General features: G+C 65.7%; 1 protein-coding gene. It reads left to right on the top strand.

The window, feature by feature from the left end; translation table 11 throughout:
• Positions 1-455, top strand: a 455-nt coding sequence (locus M9827_RS27315; protein ID WP_250608307.1) for an RHS repeat domain-containing protein, incomplete at both ends; no start/stop codon positions are given.

Raw genomic sequence — 455 nt, 5'->3', positions numbered from 1 at the left:
CTACAGCGCCAACGGCAATCTCGCGCACATTGCCGACAGCCGCCACGGCCAGCGCACCTACGGCTACGACGCCCTCGACCGGCTGATCCGCGTACATCACTCGCGCGACGAACTGCCGGAAAGCTTCGCCCACGACCCGGCCGGCAACCTGCTGATGCAGGATCGTCCCGGCCCGAGCCAGATCCAGGGCAACCGCCTGCTGATGCAGGGCGACCGCCATTACGACTACGACGCCTTCGGCAACCTGATCCGCGAACGTCGCGGCCGCGCGCAGACACTGGTCACCGAATACCGCTACGACAGTCAACACCGCCTGATCGGCCTGACCCGCCCCGACGGCCAGACCGCCAGCTATCGCTACGACGCCTTCGGCCGACGCATCAGCAAAACCGTCAATGGCCAAACCACCGAATTCTTCTGGCAAGGCGACCACCTCGTCGCCGAAAGCAGCGAAC

Origin of the sequence: Pseudomonas sp. AKS31, from assembly GCF_023634765.1 — a bacterium.
In the GTDB taxonomy this organism is placed as follows: Bacteria; Pseudomonadota; Gammaproteobacteria; order Pseudomonadales; family Pseudomonadaceae; genus Aquipseudomonas.
The sequence above is the reverse complement of the archived record's forward strand: the minus strand, read 5'-3'. Positions and strand labels throughout refer to the sequence as shown.